The organism is Micromonospora musae, assembly GCF_003626635.1.
GTDB lineage: Bacteria > Actinomycetota > Actinomycetes > Mycobacteriales > Micromonosporaceae > Micromonospora > Micromonospora musae.
On record NZ_RAZT01000018.1, the window covers coordinates 19,978 to 39,407 of the forward strand.

The 19,430-nt window shown below is 73.2% G+C and carries 14 protein-coding genes; 5 read left to right on the plus strand and 9 right to left on the minus strand.

The annotated features are described in order from the left end of the window. The first annotated feature begins 208 nt into the window (after positions 1-208). The 4 genes from D7044_RS27975 (at position 209) to D7044_RS27990 (ending at position 6,488) form a co-directional block, all read left to right on the plus strand. Positions 209-970, plus strand: coding sequence for a hypothetical protein (locus D7044_RS27975; protein ID WP_120690679.1), 762 nt, complete (start codon positions 209-211; stop codon positions 968-970). A 121-nt stretch (positions 971-1,091) separates the two neighbouring features. Continuing rightward, positions 1,092-2,060, plus strand: coding sequence for a hypothetical protein (locus tag D7044_RS27980; protein WP_120690680.1), 969 nt, complete (start codon positions 1,092-1,094; stop codon positions 2,058-2,060). A gap of 124 nt (positions 2,061-2,184) precedes the next feature. Next, positions 2,185-5,538, plus strand: coding sequence for an ATP-binding protein (locus D7044_RS27985; protein WP_199716797.1), 3,354 nt, complete (start codon positions 2,185-2,187; stop codon positions 5,536-5,538). 281 nt (positions 5,539-5,819) lie between these two features. Then, positions 5,820-6,488, plus strand: coding sequence for a hemerythrin domain-containing protein (locus D7044_RS27990; protein WP_120690735.1), 669 nt, complete (start codon positions 5,820-5,822; stop codon positions 6,486-6,488). A gap of 139 nt (positions 6,489-6,627) precedes the next feature. Here D7044_RS27990 and D7044_RS27995 read toward each other — a convergent pair whose 3' ends face one another. The 5 genes from D7044_RS27995 to D7044_RS28015 form a co-directional block, all read right to left on the minus strand. Continuing rightward, positions 6,628-7,665 (minus strand): SEC-C domain-containing protein, encoded by a 1,038-nt coding sequence (locus D7044_RS27995; protein WP_120690681.1) that lies wholly within the window; start codon positions 7,663-7,665, stop codon positions 6,628-6,630. A gap of 208 nt (positions 7,666-7,873) precedes the next feature. Further along, positions 7,874-8,701 carry an SDR family oxidoreductase gene (locus D7044_RS28000; protein WP_120690682.1) on the minus strand — a complete coding sequence of 276 codons (828 nt, stop codon included), beginning with the start codon at positions 8,699-8,701 and terminating at the stop codon, positions 7,874-7,876. 213 nt (positions 8,702-8,914) lie between these two features. Further along, positions 8,915-9,568, minus strand: a complete 654-nt coding sequence (locus D7044_RS28005) for a response regulator (RefSeq protein ID WP_120690683.1) — start codon at positions 9,566-9,568, stop codon at positions 8,915-8,917. Beyond that, positions 9,565-10,782, minus strand: coding sequence for a sensor histidine kinase (locus D7044_RS28010; RefSeq protein WP_325050922.1), 1,218 nt, complete (start codon positions 10,780-10,782; stop codon positions 9,565-9,567). The genes D7044_RS28005 and D7044_RS28010 overlap by 4 nt, the downstream gene beginning before the upstream one ends. 78 nt (positions 10,783-10,860) lie before the next feature. Beyond that, the gene (locus D7044_RS28015) at positions 10,861-11,835 is read right to left on the minus strand and encodes a hypothetical protein (RefSeq protein ID WP_233565146.1); all 975 of its coding nucleotides are present in this window, start codon (positions 11,833-11,835) and stop codon (positions 10,861-10,863) included. A gap of 295 nt (positions 11,836-12,130) precedes the next feature. On the opposite strand from D7044_RS28015, the gene D7044_RS28020 reads away from it, so the two are divergent. Beyond that, the gene (locus tag D7044_RS28020) at positions 12,131-14,200 is read left to right on the plus strand and encodes a hypothetical protein (RefSeq protein WP_120690684.1); all 2,070 of its coding nucleotides are present in this window, start codon (positions 12,131-12,133) and stop codon (positions 14,198-14,200) included. A gap of 59 nt (positions 14,201-14,259) precedes the next feature. Here D7044_RS28020 and wrbA read toward each other — a convergent pair whose 3' ends face one another. From wrbA to D7044_RS28040, 4 genes are all read right to left on the minus strand, one after another. After that, a complete protein-coding gene (wrbA, locus tag D7044_RS28025; protein WP_120690685.1) occupies positions 14,260-14,859 on the minus strand; it encodes an NAD(P)H:quinone oxidoreductase in 600 nt (199 codons plus the stop codon). A gap of 200 nt (positions 14,860-15,059) precedes the next feature. Beyond that, a complete protein-coding gene (gene nhaA, locus D7044_RS28030) occupies positions 15,060-16,370 on the minus strand; it encodes a Na+/H+ antiporter NhaA (protein ID WP_120680749.1) in 1,311 nt (436 codons plus the stop codon). Between the two features lie 361 nt (positions 16,371-16,731). After that, the gene (locus tag D7044_RS28035; RefSeq protein WP_120680752.1) at positions 16,732-18,231 is read right to left on the minus strand and encodes an MFS transporter; all 1,500 of its coding nucleotides are present in this window, start codon (positions 18,229-18,231) and stop codon (positions 16,732-16,734) included. A 402-nt stretch (positions 18,232-18,633) separates the two neighbouring features. Next, the gene (locus tag D7044_RS28040) at positions 18,634-19,209 is read right to left on the minus strand and encodes a helix-turn-helix domain-containing protein (protein WP_120690686.1); all 576 of its coding nucleotides are present in this window, start codon (positions 19,207-19,209) and stop codon (positions 18,634-18,636) included. Between the last annotated feature and the right edge of the window lie 221 nt (positions 19,210-19,430).

The window sequence follows — 19,430 nt, forward strand, 5'->3', positions numbered from 1 at the left end:
GTGCCTTCCCTTCGAGCCTGGTCGGCCGGTCCGGGTGGCCGCCCCGCCGGGTGGCCCGGTCGCCGGTTGCCGGCCACCGTGACCCTACCGCCCGCCGGTGACCTGGTCGGGCCGCAGGTGACAGCTCCCCGCCAACGCGTTCCGGTCCGGCTCCGCCGGGCGGGGCGGGCCGACGACGTCGGGATCGACAGGCGCTATCGTGCGCCGCGTGGTCGACGGCTTCGTGTACGCCAACAATGAACCGGACCATCCGCTGGCGGGCGCGCAGGTCGGCGCCCGGGTCCGGCTGCCGTCGTTCGACCCGCCGTGGATCGTGCTCCACCACCGGCTCGACGTCGTACGCCCGGCGCGCTGGCCGGGCCGGCTGTTCCGGGTCCGAAGCGTCCCCGCGGAGACCGAGGAGGAACGGGTCGCCCTCGAAGCTGCCGGGTGGAACCTGCGCACCGACGCGAGCTACCGGCGGGTCTTCGCCGTCGACGTCCTGGCGGAACTCTCCCCCGCGCTCCTGTTCGGCCCGAACGGAGCCGCCGTGGTGGAGGTCCTGGACCGGGCCGACCGGCTCACCGAAGTGGTCGCCCGTGACCTGGCCGCGGCGCGACATCCGGGGGCCGCGGGCGCGTACCGCCGTGCCTGGGAGCGCTGGTTGAGCGGCCAGCCCAACGGCGCCGCCTACCGCGACGGCGATCACTCCGGGGTGCTCGCGGTGCCCGGTGCCAGTCCCGCCGGGTCCCCGATCGGTATCGGTTTCGCCGCCATCTCGATATGCGTGACAGCAAGCGCCCGGCAGCGCGCCGGGTCGGCCGCCTTCATCTTCGACGAGGACGACGACGAGGAGCTCCTCGTGGAGCCGTGGAGCACGGCCGGCGCGGCCCTGATCGAAGCGGCCATGGCACTCGGCGCGCCGGAGCTGGTCGACGAGGCTGACCGGGCGGCGCTCACGGCCGCCTGGCGGGCGATCCGCCGCTCCTGAGCGTCTCGGCCGGCGGCCGCGGCCACGCCGGATAGCTGCGGCGGGCTCGAACTCGGTGTCCGGCCACGGGAACCGGGGCCAGCCGTCGCCCGTCTCAACGGTCGGGAGCGAAGGAGGTCGGATGTTCGTGCGTACGGTCGGCGGCCGGGTAGCGATCGTGCTCGTCGGTCTGGCGTTGGTGGGCTGCGCCCCTGTCCAGCACGGCCCGGCCGTGGGCATGGTGGCGGGTGATCCGGCGGGGCGCTGGAGCTCGTGTGTCGAGGTCGCTCCGGAGACGACGACGGTGGGCTTCATGGTCACGGCCCCGGACGCGGGCGCGCTGCCCCGACTCGACGACGGTTTCACCCCGGTCGCGGCGGTCCTGTGCGGGCAGGAGACGCAGCAGCGTCCCGACGGCGGCCAGGACAGGGTGCTCACGGAACGTCGTACCGAGGAGGTGGATGCCCTCACCGCCGCGCTCCGCCTCGCGGACGAGCCGCCCACCAACGGGCTGTGCACCATGGAGATGCCGCTCGCCCCCTGGCTCGTACTGGTCGACGCCGACGGCCGCTGGATCCGTCCCGGCCTGCCGCTCGACCGGTGCCGCAAGCTCCGGGCCGAGGTACGCGACGCGCTCGCCGCACTGCCGACGACCACCGTCTCGACGCGGCCCGTCGCCGAGCTGGTCTCGGCCGAGGCGGCCGCCGCGGGCTGCAGCCAGCAGTGGAAGGACGTGATCGCGCTGGAGACGACGATGAACCCAGGCGCCCCGCGCGAGGCGCTACCGGAGCCCCTCCCCACCGGCCGGCAGATCCGCCTCTGCGTCTACGAGGTGCGCAAGAGCGAGCCGGGCACCGGCAACTTCGTACACGGCACGGTGCTGCCGCCGCAGCGCGGCGCGGCGATCGGGCGGGCGCTGCGGGAAGCCGGGCCGGTGGCGGTCTGCACGGAGCAGGCCAGCCGTTTCGCGCTGCTCTGGGCCATGACCGGCGAGGACCCGCAGACGTATGTCGAGCTCGACGGCTGTCACCGGGTCATGGTGGTCGGGGTCGACGGTTCGGTGCTGGCGCAGGGTGACGCCGCCCTGGCGAAGCTGATCGACGAAGGGTGACCCTCCGCGGCCCGCAGGGGCGCGGTGGACGCCCCGCTGTCGGGTCACCTCTTCGGTGACGTGGGCGACCTCCCCGGCGGGAAGGTCCTGGACCCGGTACGCCGCCGATACGATCGACCCCGTCATGCTGCTGCGGGTGCTCGGACCTCTCGAGGTCGAGGTCGACACGGGCGGAACGGTCGACCTCGGTGGCCCCCGCCAGCGTGCCGTACTCGCGTTGCTGCTCTCGGCGCGCGGTGAGGTCGTCCCCGTCGGTCGGATGATCAACGACTTGTGGCGGGGTGCGGCGCCACCCCGGGCGATCGCCTCCCTCCAGGCGTACGTGTCGAACCTGCGTCGCCTGCTGGAGCCGGATCGGGAGCGTCGGGTGCCGGCCCGGGTGCTGGTGACCGCGCCGCCCGGGTACGCGCTGCGGGTGAGCGCCGACGCCGTCGACGCGGGGCGGTTCGAGGCGATGCTCGGGCAGGCGCGTTCGGTCGGCTCGGCGGATCCGGGCCGGGCCCGCCTGCTGCTGGGCGGGGCTCTCGACCTGTGGCGTGGCCCGGCGTACGCCGAGTTCGCCGGAGAACCGTGGGCGCAGCCGGAGGTGACCCGGCTGGAGGAGCTGCGCTTCGCCGCTCGGGAGTTGCTGCTCGACGCGACGCTGCGCTCCGGCGCGGCGGCCGAGGCGGCCGCGGAGGCGGAGGTGTTGACGAGGCAGGCGCCGCTGCGCGAGGAGAGCTGGCGGCTGCTGGCGCTGGCGTTGTGGCGTGCGGGTCGGCAGGGGGACGCGCTCGCCGCGCTGCGGCGGGCCCGGGAGGTCCTGGCGGAGGAGCTGGGCCTGGATCCGGGGCCGGCGCTGGTCCAGTTGGAGCTGGCCATCCTGGGTCAGCGTGTCGATCTCCTTCCGCCCGCCACGGCGGAGCCCGGAACACCGGCGCCGCCGCCCGGCGAGGCGGCCGCCGCGCCGACCGAGGCGGACGCGTCCAGCCGGCCGGAGCCGCCGACGTTGCGTCCCGCCGGCTCCGACGAGCTGTTCATCGGGCGGGAGGCGGAGCTGGCCACGCTGCGGCGGACCGCCGCCGAGGCGGTGATTGCCGGACCCCGGATCGCGCTGGTCAGCGGGGAGGCCGGCGCCGGCAAGACGAGTTTGCTCGCCCGCTTCCGGGCTGAGCTGGCCGCCCAGGGGTGGCTGGTCGTGGTGGGCCGCTGCCCGGAGGTCGAGGGTGCGCCACCGGCCTGGGCGTGGGTGGAGGCGCTGCGGCAGCTGGCCGGGGAGGCGCCGCCGGGTGATCTCGCGCCGACCCTCGCTCCGCTGCTGGGCGAGGGTGAGTTGGGTGGGGACGTGGCTGCCGGCCGGTTCCGGTTGCACCAGGCCGTCGTCGCCTGGCTGCGTGCTGCCGCCGTGCGCCAGCCGATCGCCGTCGTCCTCGACGACCTGCACGCCGCCGATGACGAGACGCTGCTGCTGGTACGCAGCGTCGTCGAGCTGGCCGACGGGGCCGTGCTGTTCGTCGCGGCGGCGCGGCCCGCCGACAGCCGCGAGCGGCTCACCGAGACCATGGCCGCGCTGGCCCGCCGGACCCCACGCCGGATCAACCTCTGCGGCCTGTCGCCGGCCGAGGTCGAACGGCTGGTCGGCAGCGTCGCCCGCACGAGCGTCGACGCGGAAACGGTCGCCGCGCTGGCGGAGCGCACCGGCGGCAACCCGTTCTACGTCTGCGAGTCGGCGCGGTTGCTCGCCGCGGAGGGCACGCTCGTGGCGACCTCGGAGGTGCCGGAGGGGGTACGCGACGTGCTGCGGCGGCGCCTCAACCGGCTACCGCCGCCGGCGGTGGCCGTACTGCGGCTCGCCGCGGTCGTCGGGCGGGAGGCGGACGTGGCGACGCTCGTGGCGGCCGCCGACACCGACGAGGCCCTGCTTGTCGAGGCGTTGGAGGCCGGGTTGGCCGCCGGGCTGCTCACCGAGCCGGCGCCCGGGCGGGTGCGGTTCGTGCACGGCCTGGTCCGCGACACCGTCTACCAGGACCTGTCCCAGTTGCGGCGCGTTCGGATGCACGCCCGGGTCGCGGCCGCGACCCGCCGGCTGCGTCCGGGCGACTATCCGGCCCTGGCCCACCACTACGCCCGTGCCGCCTCGCCCGAGACCGCGCCGCTCGCCGTCGACTACGCGGTCCGGGCGGCGGAGCTGGCGCAGCGGCGGTTCGCCCACGACGCGGCGGCGGAGTTGCTCAGCCGGGCGGTGGACGCCGCGGAGACGATCAGCGGGGACCGGGATGCGCTCCGGGTCGACCTGCTGGGCCGGCTGCTGCGCGCGCAGGCTCGGGCCGGAGCGTTGACCGCCGCCCGGCGGACCCGGGCCGAGGTGGTCGACGTCGCGGTCGCCTCCGGCCGGGACGAGCTGCTCGTCGCGGCGTTCACCGCGTGGACGGTGCCCACGCCGTGGCTAACCCGCCCGTACGGTGTGGTGGACCGGCGGATCGTCGATCTGCTGGCGCGGCTGCTGCGCCGGGGCGACCTGGAGCCGCCGGTTCGCTGCCGGCTGCTGGAGGCGTTGACCGTCGAGCTCGACGGCGAGGCGGACCCGCGGGGTCCGGAGGCCGGCCGGGAGGCGCTGGCGATCTCGCGTGGGCTGGACGACCCGGAGCTGCGTGCCCTCGGGCTGGCCGCCCGGGTCCGTACCCTGTCGTACGAGCTGGCGGCGGCGCAGCGGCGCGAACTGGCCCTGGAGCTGCGCGACCTCGCCGACGAACACGGCCTCGTGGCGTACCGCTGGCTGGCCGAGCAGGTGATCGGGCAGGCCGCGGCCGCGCTGAACGAGCCGGCGGAGGTACGCGCCAGCGTCGCCCGGCAGGGGGCGATGGCGCGGGCGTACCAGCTCAACGAGGCCTGGGCGATCCACCTCACCTCGCGGGCCGGTCTCGCGCACGTGGCCGGCGACTTCGCCACGGCGTGGCGGTACTACGGCGAGGCCGCAACCGAGATGCGGCGGCAGGGCTCGCTGCACGGCGAGAGCCTCGACTACTTCGCCGGGGCGATCCTGCTGCTCGGCCAGCGGCGACTCGGCGAGTATCTGGACGCGACCCGGCGGGCGCGCGAGACGTTCGGGCCGATCGTCGACGACCTGCTGGCGCTGGCCCTGATCGAGAGCGGTCGGGCCGACGAGGCGCGGGCCATGCCGCTCGGCGAGCACTGCTACCGTCCCGACTACTTCCGTTCGCTCCTGCTCACGGTGCGCGCGCTGGTCGTGGTGGCGTTGGAGCGCCGGGACCTGGCGCAGTCGGTGATCGACGACCTGCTCCCGGTACGCGACCAGCTGGCCGGCTTCTCCACCACGACCTTCGTGGCGCGTCCGGTCGCGCTGACGCTCGGGGAGCTGTTCCGTCTGCTCGGGCGCACCGAGGAGGCGACCCGGCACTTCACGCTCGCGGCCACGGTCGCCCGCCGGTGGGGCGCACCACACTGGCTGGCCGAGGCGACGGCCGCGTCGACCGCCTGACGCCGGTGCCGGCCGCGGCCCGCCCCCAGCCGGGACGTCCCGGTTCACCGGGATGATCGGGGCCGGAGACGACCGGCTCCCGCGGGGGCCCGGCGCCGGGCCGTTGGTGGATTCCAAGCCGGTTGCAAGTGGCGCCGGGAAGGATCAACTCGTCTGTGCCTGCGCGGTCACCGGCCTTCGGCGCGGTCGCGCCACGGGTCGGGCGAGCCGAGGCGGGCACGGGGTGAAGACAGTCGAATTCCTTCCGAAAGGTCGCCGTGAACCGGAACCACAACGAAGCCATGGCCGACATCCGTGACATGTTCATGGCGCACACCATGCTGCGTCGCGAGTTCAGCCTGCTTCCGCAGCTCGTCCGTGGTGTCGCCGCCGGGGACACCCGGCGCGCCGCCGTCGTCGCCGAACACGCCGAGCTGCTGTGCAACATCCTGCACCGGCACCACGAGGGCGAGGACCTGGAGCTGTGGCCGCGGCTGCACGAGCGTGCCGGCGCGGCGGCCGAGGCCATCGTCGCGACCATGGAGGCGCAGCACCACGCCATCGAGGAGGCGCACGCGGAGGTGGTCGGGCTGCTGCCCGGCTGGCGGAGCACCGCGCAGGGCGGTACCGAACTCGCCGACGCCCTGGAGCGCCTGCGTGTCGCGCTGATCGAGCACATGGCCATGGAGGAGACGGAGATCCTCCCGTTGGCGGAGAAGTACGTGACCGCGGCGGAGTGGAAGAAGCTCGGCGAGCACGGGATGGCGAGCACCCCGAAGAAGGACGTTCCGCTGGCCGTGGGCATGGTCCTGTACGAGGGGGACCGCGAGGTGGTCAACGAGGTGCTCGCGGAGGCGCCGCTACCGATCCGGCTGCTCATGCCGATCATCGGGCGTCGTCGTTACGCCGCGCACGCCCGGCGGGTCCACGGCACGGCCACGCCGCCGCGCATCGGCGCGGGAACGAACTGACCTCCGCATCCGCGGGATCGCGGTAGGGACGTCGGGCGGCCCGGACGGGAGGGGCGCGCCCGCCGCCTCGTCGTCGCAGTCCCCGCTGCGGGTCCGAGTCGGGACCCGGATCCGCAGCGGGGGACGGCGGGGCTGCTACTCAGCCGCGCGAGCGCGGCAGGCAGCACTTCTTGTACTTCAGGCCGGACCCGCACCAGCAGGTGTCGTTGCGCTCCGGTGGCCAGGGGATCCGCGCGTCCGAACGCGTCGACAGCTCACCCGCGTACCCGACCCGGGTCTGCCGGTCCGTCGGGTCGCCGTCCTTCCGGTCGGCGTAGCCGGTCAGCCCGGCCACCGACGCGCGCAGCACGTGCAGGCCGGTGCCGCCGGCGTCGGCCTGCCGGACCAGCTCCTTCTCCAGCCGGGCCCGGTGCGCGTCCCAGTCCGGCCCGTACGTCTCGGTGAGCGCGGCCTGCTCGCCGAGCAGGCGGTCGAACTCGGCCTGCGGGAAGAACAGCAGATCGGTCTCCCCGCTCTGCTGGGCGCGCTGGACGAGCTGCGCCTCCAGCCGGTCGGAGAGGTCGTCGTTGCGGTCGTGCGGCAGGTTGAGGTTGCGGCGTACCCGGTGGCGCTGCTGGAGCAGGAAGAACGTCACCCCGGGCGCCTCGGGCGGGCCGACCTCCACCACCGGTTCGGTGGAGGTGATGGCCTGGGCCTCCGCGGCTGCCGCGGCGCGCTGGCCGAGCAGGGTGTCGAGGGCCTCGCTCAGCCACTCCTCGGAGGTCTTCGCCCGGCCGCCGGTCTCCAGCGCGGCGCTCAGGTACGCGGGGGCGTCGGGCTGCTCGGTCAGCAAGGGGCGCAGGGCGGTCAGCTCCGCCATCGCCTCGTCGTCCCGCCCGCCGGTGCGGAACAGGATCCGGGCCCGCACCGCCCGGGCGATCCCGGCCTTCGGGTCGTCCGGGGAGGGGTACGCGGCGACGGCCCGGTCCGCGTAGCGCAGCGCGGCGTCGAGCCGCGACCGGATCTCGGCGATCTCGGAGGCGAGGGTCAGCGCGTCCCCGGCGCTGTCGGGCTCCGCCAGTCGGCCCTGCTCCACGGCTTCGGCCAGGTCGCTGGCGATCCCGAGCGGGTCGGCCGCCCCGAGCGCGGTGCGGCGGAGTTCGGCGAGGTCGGCGGTCGTGATCACGTCTTTCGGCACGATCTCACGGTACGTCCGTTACGGCCGCGTCCGCCGCATGATCACCTGTTACGCCGCTCTCACGACGGGTCGGCCGGGAGCCGGCTCTCGGCGGGTTTTCGGAAGAGCGGGGACGTCGGGGCGTCCGGGATCGTGGCGCCCGCCGGCCCGTACGCCCGCAAGATCGGTGACCTTGACGTCGGGAGCGGCCGGCGGGCGGTGCCGTGGATCAGGCGAGCCGGTGGTGGCCGGCCTTGACGACCTGGTCGTACTCGCTGCGACGGGCGTCGTACGAAGCCTCGAGGAAGGCCTCCGTGTCCGGTCCCACCGGCAGGCGCAGCGGCGGCGCCTCCAGGCGGCTGAGCCGCCACACGACGTCGGCGAAGAGCTCCGGCGGGTTGATCTCCGCGTTGCTGTTCATGGCGCGCAGCGCGCCGAGCATGCCGTCGCTGACCGGCGTGTAGTCGGCGATCCGGGTCTGCGCGATCGCCAGGTTGGCGCTGTAACCGGTGGCGAAGCCGCCCGGCTGCAGGATCGTCACGTTCACCCCGACGTGGCCGGCCTCGGCGGCGAGCGTCTCGGCCGCGCCCTCCAGCGCGGACTTGCTCGCGTTGTACGCGGCGAGACCGGGGAAGGGCACCGTGCCGGCCACCGAGCTGACGAAGATCGCGTGACCGGAGCCCTGGGCCCGCCACAGCGGCAGCACCGCCCTGGTCAGCCGCCACGGCCCGAACAGGTTCGTCTCGAACTGCCCGGCGAGCTCCGCGTCGGAGACCTCCTCGAAGGTGCCGAACTGCCCGTACGCGGCGTTGTTCACCAGCACGTCGATGCCGCCGAACGCGCCGACGGCCCGCTCGACCGCTGCGGCGCACTGCGCCGGGTTCCGCACGTCCAACGCCGCCGTCACCAGGTTGCCGGGGTGCCGCGCCGACAGGTCGGCCAGCGCCTCCGGCCGTCGCGCCGTCGCGACCACCTGCTCGCCCTCGGCGGCGAGCCGGGCCACGAGGGCCTGACCGAGCCCGCTCGAGCATCCCGTGACCAACCAACGCTTCGTCATCGCCCCGACCCGCCCATCCGCTAGGTGACATTCCGGTAGCAGAGTGTCAGCGCCGATGGTCGAGGTGAAAGGGAGAGGCGCTGTCACCAACCGGATTCGTCGGGTATCCGCCGTCGAACACGCCGGCCTCGCACCCGCCGGCGTCGCAGACGCCGGCCTCGATTCGCCGCGGCCTCGACGCCGCGCCGGTCCAGGTCCGGGCCGCGCGGCGGTTCAGTCCTCGACGACCGGGCCGGACTGCGCGGCGAGCAGCGCGAGCCGGATCCGGTTCGTCGCGCCCGTCTTGGCCAGCAGGCTCGTCACGTGGGTCTTCACGGTGGTCACCCCGAGGTGCAGCCGATCAGCTATCTCCCGGTTGGACAGTCCGGCGCCGATGCAGGCGAGCACCTCCCGCTCCCGGGCCGTCACGGTCGTCGGCAGCGACGGGGCCGGGGCGTCGCCGAGCCGCGCCCGTACCGCCTGATCGACGAGGCGGCGCAGCACCGTCGGGCTGAACGGCGTCTCACCGGCCGCCGCCTGACGGATCGCGGCGAGCAGCTCGTCCGGGGAGGCGTCCTTGACGAGGAAGCCGCAGGCGCCGGCGGCGAGCGTGGGGAAGAGGTGGTCGTCGTCGTCGAAGGTGGTCAGCACCAGCACCCGGACGGCGGGCCGGCTCGCGTGGATCCGCGCCGTCGCCGTGGTGCCGTCGACCAGCGGCATCCGCAGATCCATCAGCACCACGTCGGGGGCGACCTGCTCGACCAGCCGGATCGCCTGCTGCCCGTTCTCGGCCTCACCCACCACCGTCAGATCCGGTGCGGAATCGCAGAGCATGCGCAGGCCCGCGCGGACCAGCCGCTGGTCGTCGACGATCAGTACCCGGATCACCGGCCCGTTCCCGCCGGTAGGACCGTCCGCAACCGCCAGCCCGGGCCGTCCGGCCCGGCGACCAGGCTGCCGCCGAGCAGCTCGACCCGCTCCCGCATCCCGATCAACCCGTGCCCGGCCTCGACCATCGTCGGGCCGACTTCGGCGCGTCGTCGGCCCTCACCGTCGTCGCCGCCCCGCCGCGGACCGGCGTCGACGCTGCGGCCTCCGCCGTCGTCGCTGACCTCCCAGTGCACGTTTCCGTCGCGCATCCGTACGCAGACCCGTGCCCGTGCCGCCGGCCCGGCGTGCCGGGCCACGTTGGCCAGCCCCTCCTGCGTCAGCCGGAGCACGGCCAACCCGCGCACGGCGTCCAAGGTCGCCACCTCCGGGTCGATCGCCGCCTCCACCGTCAGGCCGCCCTTCACGGCTCGGCACACCGCCTCCGCGAGCGCCTCGGGCAGCGCGCCCGGCTCGATCGGCACGTACCCCGCACCGCCGTCGGCCAGGGCGGGGTTGCGCAGCACCGCCACCAACCGGCGCAGGTCGGCGAGGGCGGTGCTGCCGCTGGCGTGCAGGTCGTCGAAGACCTCGGCGACCCGCGGATCGGTGCCGCTCAGTACGTGCCGGGCGACTCCCACCCGGAGGACCATCGACGCGACGTGGTGCGCCACCAGGTCGTGCAGCTCACGAGCGATGGCGGTGCGTTCACCGGCCCGCGCAGCCCGCGCCTCGACGGCCACCCGCTGCTCGGCCTGCCGGGCGAGCCGGTGGCTGGCCCGGACGTTCAGGCCCACCAGCAGCGGCACCCCCACCACGACGGTCACCCCGTACAACCAGGTCGGCAGGCCCGACGGCAGTTCGTGCGCCGAGTCGACGAGGTAGCCGACGAGCAGCGCGCCCGCGCCGACAGCCACCTGTCGCATCGGCGCCCGCAGGGTCAGCTCCAGGGCCGCCCAGGTGGCGCCCACCTGGGGGACGATCGGCTCGGCCTGACCGAGCCAACCCGCCGCGGCGAAGACCAGCGCCGCGCCGAGCGCGGCCGGGAACGGCCACCGCACGCCCACCGGGGACACCGCGAGGGCGGCCGCCGCGAGCGCCCAGTCGACGGGGGAGTAGGGGCCGTCGGCGACCGGGCGGAACAGCAGATAGCCGACGCCGCTCAGGGCCAGCAGGGACAGCCGCAGCCAGGCGTACCGGTCGTCGAAGAGTCGCGACACCCAGCGAATGAGCACCACGTCAGCGTAGGCCCGTCGCAGCGGCGGCGGGGAGAGCGCCGCGTCGGCCGGGCTCGACGCTCCGGGGTGCGCGCTTCACGCGTACACCTTCGGCGACTCGTCCTGAGTCGACGATGCCGGGGCGGGCCGGCGCAGCGCCAGCAGGACACCGACGGCCGTGACCGTGGCGAGCACCCCGGCCGCGACCAGCGTCGCGGCGTCCGGGTGGATCAGCGCCTGACCGCGCAGCGCCTGCCAGGTCACCAGCGCGACCAGGCCGGCGTACGCGATCGCGGCCACCACGGTCAACCGGAGCCGGACCCGATCGTCGCGCAGCCGGGGGAGACGCACGGCCAACGCGCCGAGGGCGATCGCGAGCAGCGGCAGCAGCTGCAGGGCGTGCATCCCCACGAAGTGTGGGATCCGCAGGTCGCCGCCGGTGGTGCTCCAGCCGGTGATCGGCATACCCGGTCCGCCGTCGGGGACACCGACGCTGTGCGCCCCCACGAGGGTGACTGGGTCGGCGGCCTCCTGTGCGGCTGTCGGAATCACCATCAGGTAGCCGAGCCCCATTCCGGCGAGCGCGATGAGCAGGCCCAGGCGCAGGGTCCAGGTCGTCACCGGATCGGGCAGACGCTGGAACATCAGCAGTACGGCGAGGACCAGTGATGCGGTGTACAGCACGGCGATCAGCAGCGCCATCAGCCCGAAGATCGCGGTGTCCAGAGTGGTGGCGACGTTGAAGTGGCTCTGCCGGCCGCGGCCCGCCTGCACCGCGATCAGCCCCACCTCGACGAAGCCGGTCACGGCGACCACGTTCCCGGCCCACCAGCCGATCCGCCGGCCGCGCCGCATCAGCGAGATCAGCCAGGCCAGCGTCACGAGGTAGATGAGAAGCGAGACGGCGAACTTGAACGGCTTCAGCCAGATCGGCGCCCCGACCAGCACCCGGTCGTCGACGACCAGGCCGACCAGGGAGACGAGCCCGAGCGCCACCATCGTGGCGGCCACGAACATGAGCGGGCGGTGCCAGCGGTAGACCTGCCGCAGCGAGATCGGTGAGTACGTCATGCTCTCACGGTCGCGGAGCCGGCCCCTTCGAGCGCCCGCCCGCGGTCCCGGCCGCCGGCCCGCGGGACGAGTCGGCCTCCTCCCACGGTAGGAGGAGTCGAGCCTCGGTCGGGCCCGGGCCTTCGGCTCTTCCGATCGTCCCCGGTGGATCTCCGACCGGATGTGCCGCCCCCCTAGACTTGGCGCCCGGCAGCCTGCCTCGATCGCACCTGCTTCCTGGGTCACCTCCATTGGACCGGTGCAGTCGGCGTGCTGGACGGAGACCGGCGAGGACGACCGAGGGACTGGAGGCGGCATGGGTTCGGAGCCGACGGAGTCGTTCCACGACTTCTGCCTCAGCTTGCACAACACCCCGTTGCCGGGGAAGGGCACCGAGGCCTTCGGGATTCCACTCAGGACCGGTGAGAGCTTCTTCGTTCCGCCGATGCTTCTGGAGAAGGACGACCAGCCGGAGCCGCTGGTGACGCTGGTCTCCGCCCGGGGCGCCGCCGGGAAGAGCACCACCGCATTCGAGCTGGCGGCGCGGATCGACGCACCGCTCTGGCGGCTGGACCTGGACAAGGCGGTGGGCGCGACGTCGCTGGAGTACGCGCTCGGGCGCTACCTGGGCACGCACGACGTACGGGCCGAGCTGGACGGGAGGCAGCGCCCCATCGTCGTCATCGACTCGCTCGACGAGGCGCGGGCCCGGGTCTCCGGCGTGTCCTGGACCGAGTTCATCGGGTCGCTGGGTGACCTCGCGGAGCAGGGCCTGCGCTACGTCCTGTTCGGGCGGGAGCGCACGCTGGAGGACATCTGGGTCACCCTGGGCGACCTCGATCTTCCGGTGGCCTGGTGGGAGATCTCGCACTTCGCGGCGCTGCAGTGCGCCGACTACGTCGACGGCGTGGTGAAGCGCCGTGACCCGCAGACCGACTGCGCCGCCGCGGAGTACGGTGCCGCGCGCGACGCGCTCATCGCATCGCTGCGCGGGGCGGCCGAGGGCGCCTACGCCGACGCGTTCGTCGGCTACGCGCCCGTGCTCGACGCCGTCGCGGCGATGCTGATCAGGCGGCCGAACTTCCTGCAGATCCGGCGACGGTTCGAGGACGCGGGGCCGCAGGCGGAGGGGCGGATCGCGCTCCTGCGGGACATCCTCGACAACCTGCTGAAACGGGAGCAACTCAAGATCAAGCCACTGGCGGAGGAGCTTGGGGCGGACGCCACCCGCACGTACACCCCTCGGGAGCAGATCCGCTGGCTCTGCCACTTCCTGGACGGAGCCGAACCGCCCGACCTGTCGTACCTGCCGAGCGCGAGCACTCGGCAGGAGTACGTCAAGCGGATCTCGACGTTCGGCGCGGAGCATCCGTTCCGGGCGGAGCACAACTGGGCGAGCCCGGTCTTCGAGGCGTACGTGGCGTCGGTCGAGTTCGACGGTTCGGTCTTCTCCCCGGAGCGGATCGTCGAGATCGGGCACGCCTCCGGACTGCTGCTCGACTTCGTCGGGGCACGCAGCGACCAGCTGATCAGCGAGTCGCAGTTCGCGGCCCTGCACGCCTCCATCATGGCGTCGGAGTGGGCCGAATCGATGACCAGCATCAGCGTCGACGAGGTGTCGGAGGACGTCTACGAGGTGACCTTCGCGATCAAGCGGGGCGCCGAGCGGCCGCACGTCACCCGCTTCGACCTGATGCCGGAGGCGACCGGCGTGCTGCAGATCCTCGGCCCGCTCGCGGAGCTCTCGGTGCGCAGCCGCGGCACCGTCGCGGTGCCGGGGAAGCCGCAGGGCACGGTGCTCGGCCCTGACTTCTTCGTGCACGCCGCCGCGGTGCGGTTCGAGGGGCCCGCGCTGGAGTTCGCCCGGCGGTCGGAGGCGGAGACCCGGGGTGGCGACAACGACGCCTCGGTCGTGATCGAGGTGTACGAGTCGTTGCAGCTTCCGCCCACCTCGACGCAGCTGCCGCCGGCGTCCGATCTCGAGCTGCGGGTGCCTGCGCACCTCAAGCTGGGCCACCCGTGGTACGAGTACCGGGCCGAGTCGGAGCCGGTCGACGAGGCGAGCCCGGACCAGAAGGTCATCCGCTTCCTCAACAAGCTGATGAATCTCACCCGCAACCACGGTCACTCCGGTGAGCGGGGGGTGTTCATCAAGAAGTTCGAGGGTCGGCAGCCGTTCACGCCTACGGATTTCACCGTCGCGCTCACCGCCCTGGTCGACGCGAACGTCGTGCGGATCGAGAACGACATGGTGTTCTTGAAGATGGAGTGGGAGCCGTACCGGTACAACGGCAAGGCCCTGCAGGGTCAGCGGCAGTTGACCGACGTGCTGGACGCCTGGGGTCCGGTGATCCAGTCGATCGAGCAGCGGGTGTCGGGGAGGTAGGCGACCGTGCGCGTGGCGCCCGGCCCGGGTTGCCGGGAGCCGGACGCCACGCGGGCGGGTCAGGCGGAGAGCTTGCCGGCGAAGGTGACGACCCGCTCGGCCATGTGGTCGAGCGCGGCGAGCTGGGCGTCGCCCAGCGGAGCGTCGTTGTTGCCGCCGGTGACGTGCGAGACGCCGTACGGGTTGCCGTCGGCGAACTTCACCGGGTCGGTGTAGCCCGGGGGAACGATCAGACCACCGAAGTGGTAGATCGTGTTGTAGAGGGCGAGCAGCGTCGACTCCTGGCCGCCGTGGGCGGTCATGGTCGAGGTGAAGCCGGCGTACACCTTGTTGGCCAGCAGACCCTGGCTCCACTGCGGGCCGAGGGTGTCGAGGAACTGCTTGAGCTGGCTGGAGACGTTGCCGTAGCGGGTCGGGGTGCCGAAGAGGACCGCGTCGGCCCAGACGACGTCGTCGGCGGTCGCCTTCGGCTCGTTCTTGGTGGCGTCGAAGTGCTGGCTCCACGCGGCGTTGGAGGCGATGGCCTCCTGCGGGGCGAGCTCCGGAACCTGGCGCAGCCGAACCTCGGCGCCGGCCTTCTCGCCGGCCTCGGCGAGCCGCTTGGCCATGCTGTGGATGGTGCCGGTCGAGGAGTAGTAGATGACGGCGAGCTTAGTCATCGAAGAAGTCCTTTCATTGGATAGTTGCCGACGCTATATTTGCGCCAGCAACAATCACGGAGTCTAGCCGACATACCCGGTGCCGTACCTGTCGGCCCGGAGGTCGCCCGGGTGAGGAGCAGCACGTTCCGGAGGAGTACCCGGGACCGTCGCCGGAACTCGGGGCGGCGGCGCCGAGGGGCCCGATCGGGCCGCGCCGGTCAGGTCAGGCCGGGCCGCCCCTGGTAGACGTCCGGCACACCGTCCGCGTCGCTGTCGCGCTCCTCGATCGTGCAGAGCCGCCGGTAGTGGCGGTTGCGCACGCGCAGGACGACGGTGGCCAGCAGCGCCGCGATCACCGACCCGAGCAGTACGCCGATCTTGGTGTGGTCGTCGCGCTCGCTGCCGGTGCCGAACGCCAGCTCACCGATGAGCAGCGACACGGTGAAGCCGATTCCGGCCAGCAGCGCCAGCCCGAACACGTCCCACCAGTCGATTCCCTCGGCGAGCCGGGCCCGGCTAAACCGCTGCACCAGCCAGGTCGCGCCGAAGACGCCCACGGCCTTGCCGACGACCAGCCCGACGATCACCCCCATGGCGACCGAGTCGCTCAGCGTCGCGCCCAGCCCGCCCGCGCCCGCGATCGACACCCCGGCGGCGAAGAACGCGAAGACCGGCACGGCCACGCCCGCGGAGAGCGGGCGGAACCGGTGCTCGAAGTGCTCCGCCAGGCCGGGACCGGGCCCCGGCTTGCGGCGCAGCACCGGCACGGTGAAGGCGAGGGCCACCCCGGCGACCGTGGCGTGCACCCCGGAGGCGTGCACGAGGGCCCAGGTCACCACGGCCAGCGGCAGCAGTAGCCACCAGGAACGGACGCGCCGCTGCACCAGGACCCCGAACGCCGCCAACGGTACGAGCGCGAGCAGCAGCGGCCCGAAGTGCAGCGAACTGGTGTAGAAGATCGCGATGATCACGATGGCGAGCAGGTCGTCGACGACCGCCAGGGTCAGCAGGAACGTCCGCATCGCGGCCGGAAGATGCGTGTTGATCACCCCGAGCACGGCGAGAGCGAACGCGATGTCCGTGGCCGTCGGGATCGCCCAGCCGGCCAGCGCACCGTCTCCGGCGCGCGCGTTGAAGATCGTGTAGATCACCGCCGGCACCGTCATGCCGCCGAGCGCCGCGGCGACCGGCAGTACCGCCCGTCGGGGTTCGCGGAGGTCACCGGCGACGAACTCACGCTTGAGCTCCAAGCCGGCGACGAAGAAGAAGATCGCCAGGAGGCCGTCGGCGGCCCACTGCGCCAGCGACAGGTCCAGGTGCAGTCCGGCCGGGCCGACCTCGAGGTCGCTGATCTGCCGGTACCCCTCCGACCAGGGCGAGTTTGCCCAGACGAGGGCGATCACGGCGGCCGCCAAGAGCAGGATCCCGCCCACGGTCTCGGCGCGCAGGATGTCGCCGATCCGGCGTACCTCCGGCCAGCTGCCGCGGCTGAGCAGGCGCGGCGTGCGGTCGGCGGGGGGCATGGCCATGCGGAACTCCTCCGGCTGGGGTCGCTGAATCAACCGCCGACCAGACTTCCCGGCACACCTGTCTCCACCCTACCCGGCAGCGATCATCGGCCCCGGTCGACCGTGACCGGAGGCCTCCGCGATCGCCGGGGGACGCGATGTCCCATAGGCTGCTGACGCCTATCGACCGAAGATCCTCCGTGAAAGGTCGCCGATGGAGATCAAGCCCTGGCACATCGCCGCACTGCTGGTCGTCCTCGCCGCTGTCGGCTTCGTGGCGTGGATCGTCACCGCGTTCAAGCAGGGCAACCGAGAGGACTGAGGGTTCGGCCCAGGTGCCCACCCGCGTTCTGATGGGCGGGCACCCGACAGTGGCGAGACGTCACGGAGCCAGGGGCGAGGCCGATCCACCGGCGTCCTGGTTCGCGCCCCCTTCCCGGGCGGCCCTGCCGCGCAGGACGGTGAGGCTGACGGCGGTGGCAGCGATGAAGAGGACTCCGGCGGCGAGGAACGCGGAGCGGTACCCGGCCAGGTACGCGCCGAGTCGATCGGTCGGGTCGTCGCCGAGACCCGAACGCGTGGTGATGGTGTAGAAGGTGTTGAGCAAAGCCACCCCGAACGCCCCGCCCAGCTGCTGCGTGGCGTTGAGCACGGCGCTCGCGACGCCGGCGTCGGCCGGGTCGACGCCGGTCAGGGCGGCGCTGTTCATCGGGGTGAAGACGAGTCCGAGGCCCACGCCCATGAGCAGTTCGGGCAGGAGCGCGCCGCCCAGCCAGGCGGGCGATCCGTCGATCGTGGTCAGCAGGAACATGCCGACCGTCGCCAGGGCCATGCCGGTGACCATGAGCGGTTTCGGGCCGGTGCGCGGCAGGAGCGCGGGCATCGCCAACGCCATGAGGATGATTCCGGCGGTGAAGGGCAGGAAGGCGAGCCCGGCCTCGATCGGCGAGTAGCCCAGGTTGACCTGCAGGTAGTAGGTCAGGAACAGCAGCATGCCGAACATGCCGGCGCCGGCGAGAACGGCGGTGGCGAACGAACCGGCGCGGTTGCGGTCGGTCAGCACGCGAAGCGGCAGCATCGGATGGTCGGTACGGGCCTGCCGGAGCACGAAGCCGATCAGCAGCGCCAGTGCGGCGCCGAGGGTGAGCAGCGTGCTGGGGCGCAGCCAACCGCCGTCGCCGGCGATGGTGAAACCGACGACCAGGGCCACCGAGCCGGCCGTGGCCAGTACCGCGCCGAGGATGTCGTAGCGGCGGTCGCCGGTGACGCGGCTCTCCCGGACGGTGGGGACGGCGCCGAGGATGGCGAGCACCGCGATGGGGACGTTGATGAACAGGCACCACCGCCAGTCGAGGTATTCGGTGAGGGTGCCGCCGAGCAGGAGTCCGATCGCGCCGCCGAGTCCCTGCACCGCGCCGTAGACACCGAACGCGCGGGCCCGTTCGGCCGGGTTGACGAAGGTGACGGTGACCAGGGAGAGCGCGGCAGGCGCGAGCGCGGCGGCGAAGATGCCCTGGAGCGCGCGGGCGGAGACGAGCATGGCGGGGTTGGCCGCGAACCCGCCGAAGGCGGAGGCGACGGCGAAGCCGGCCAGGGCGACCAGCATGGTGCGTTTGCGGCCGAGCACGTCGGCGAGGCGGCCACCGAGCAGGAGCAGGCCGCCGAAGGTGACCGCGTAGGCGGTGACCGCCCAGTGCCGGTTCGCGTCGGAGATGTGCAGCGACTCCTGCGCCCGCGGTAGGGCGATGTTGATGACCGAGGCGTCCAGCACCACCATGAGGGTGGCGAGGGCGATGACCCCCAACGCGAGCCATCGGCGTGGATCGGGGTGCTCGGCGGTGCTGCGCGGGGGGTGGCCCGCGGTCGTCGGGTGCACGGACATCAGAGACGTTCCTTCGGATGAGGAGAGCCGTCGGGACGCGCGTCGTGGGCAGCGTCGAACGGCTCGGGATCGAGCGGGTGGAGTGGACGGCGGTCGGCCGTGGGCGTGCGGCTCCGCCGGCGGGACGGCCGGAGGGCGGGACGCGCAGGAGGCTGCCTCAGCTCTCGAGCGGTCTCCGTGGCCGGCTCGCGCCGTACGTCGTCGGGGTGGTGGCGGTGGTCCGGCGGACGGTCTCCGTCAGGTCGGCGGCCCCGCGGGTACGACGGTGTGTCGCCGGTGACGGCGCGTCGGGATCCGCGCGGCGTTGCGGCGATCGCTGTTCACGCGCCCTACTGTCCGCGCCGGCGCGGACGTCCGCAAACAGCTTTGCTGATCCCGCAAACGCCGGCCGTGGGCCGGGCCTTACGAGTCCCGGATGTGGATGCGCTCGCCCTGCGGGCTGAAGAGCGCGATGATCTCGACGGGCTGCGGGCCGGCGCTGGCGATGCTGTGCGGGGTGCGGGTGTCGAACTCCGCCGCCTCGCCCGCCGTGAGTGTGGTGAGGCTGTCGCCGAGCGCGAGGTGCAGCGTCCCGCTGAGTACGTAGATCCACTCGTAGCCTTCGTGGACCCGCTGCCCGATCCGCTTCTCCTCCTGGCGTGGCGGCAGGATCAGCTTGAACGCCTGCACGCCCGAGGCGTCGCGGGTCAACGGGATGTAGATCATCCCGTCCCGACGGACGGGCTTGGGGTGGATCCGGGGATCGCCGGACTGGGGTGCGCCGACCAGATCGTCGAGCGGCACCCGGTACGCCTTGGCGAGGGGGAGCAGCAGGTCGAGCGAGGGCCGGCGAACGCCGGACTCCAGCCGGGAGAGGGTGCTCACCGAGATGCCGGTGCGTTCGCCGACCTCCGTGAGCGTCAGCCTGCGTCGGGTCCTCAGGTGCCGCAGGCGCGGTCCGACCCCGGCCAGCGCGGCGTCCACGTCCTCGTCGGTCATCTCGTATGCACCTGCTCTGTTGCGGAGACGGCAAGTCTACTTGCGGCCCGGCCCGCCCCGGGCGGGGCGGCTTCGTCGCCTTTCGGTCATCGGACGCCTGGGAAACGGGCCGGCGTTGACACGTCTGTTCGACACGCCGATAACTGCGTGACTCGATCTGGTTGCGGAACGTAGGCTTTTCGGCGCGCGGATCCCCCCGCCGACCCCCGCAACGACCTCTC

What these genes read in the sequence shown, in the direction of transcription:
- D7044_RS27990 (WP_120690735.1), top strand. Translation starts at nt 5,820, where the DNA reads ATGGCCGACATCCGTGACATGTTCATGGCGCACACCATGCTGCGTCGC.
- D7044_RS28020 (WP_120690684.1), top strand. Translation starts at nt 12,131, where the DNA reads ATGGGTTCGGAGCCGACGGAGTCGTTCCACGACTTCTGCCTCAGCTTG.
- D7044_RS28000 (WP_120690682.1), bottom strand. Translation starts at nt 8,701, where the DNA reads ATGACGAAGCGTTGGTTGGTCACGGGATGCTCGAGCGGGCTCGGTCAG.
- D7044_RS27980 (WP_120690680.1), top strand. Translation starts at nt 1,092, where the DNA reads ATGTTCGTGCGTACGGTCGGCGGCCGGGTAGCGATCGTGCTCGTCGGT.
- D7044_RS28015 (WP_233565146.1), bottom strand. Translation starts at nt 11,835, where the DNA reads ATGACGTACTCACCGATCTCGCTGCGGCAGGTCTACCGCTGGCACCGC.
- D7044_RS27985 (WP_199716797.1), top strand. Translation starts at nt 2,185, where the DNA reads ATGCTGCTGCGGGTGCTCGGACCTCTCGAGGTCGAGGTCGACACGGGC.
- nhaA (WP_120680749.1), bottom strand. Translation starts at nt 16,370, where the DNA reads ATGGCCATGCCCCCCGCCGACCGCACGCCGCGCCTGCTCAGCCGCGGC.
- wrbA (WP_120690685.1), bottom strand. Translation starts at nt 14,859, where the DNA reads ATGACTAAGCTCGCCGTCATCTACTACTCCTCGACCGGCACCATCCAC.
- D7044_RS28035 (WP_120680752.1), bottom strand. Translation starts at nt 18,231, where the DNA reads ATGTCCGTGCACCCGACGACCGCGGGCCACCCCCCGCGCAGCACCGCC.
- D7044_RS28040 (WP_120690686.1), bottom strand. Translation starts at nt 19,209, where the DNA reads ATGACCGACGAGGACGTGGACGCCGCGCTGGCCGGGGTCGGACCGCGC.